This is a genomic window from Bacillus sanguinis, assembly GCF_018332475.1.
GTDB lineage: Bacteria > Bacillota > Bacilli > Bacillales > Bacillaceae_G > Bacillus_A > Bacillus_A sanguinis.
In genome coordinates this window covers 1-397 of record NZ_BOQB01000493.1, presented here as the reverse complement: position 1 = coordinate 397, position 397 = coordinate 1, and the positions used below count along the sequence as shown (strand labels likewise).

Annotated in this window: 1 pseudogene; it reads right to left on the bottom strand. The window is 43.1% G+C overall.

From position 1 onward, the window contains the following. Positions 1-319 (bottom strand): annotated as a pseudogene (locus KI369_RS27970) (collagen-like protein); the annotation flags it as partial. Positions 320-397: the final 78 nt, after the last annotated feature.

The window sequence follows — 397 nt, the reverse complement described above, 5'->3', positions numbered from 1 at the left end:
CAGTAGGTCCAGTGATGCCGGAGGGTCCGGTGCTACCAGTAGGTCCACTTTCTACTAACACGATATAATCTGGAGATACATTTGGAAATCCTTGAGGCGCATCCTTTTTTACAACATAGCCACTGCTCATATAAGTGACAACTTGTCCTGTTTTATACTTGGGAGCGGCTACTAGGCTAAAGGCGGTAGTACTTTGGAAACCAGCCCCCGTAGGCCCAGCAGTACCAGTAGGTCCAGTAGCCCCAGTGGGTCCAGTGTTTCCATTAGAACCACCACTATTGCGTCTGCCATCGCAACTAAAACAATTACGTGGGTACATGTATGTTCTCCTTTCTATATTTTGAAAATCTAGTTTTAAAAATAGAACCACTATATATATATTATGAACTCTATATTT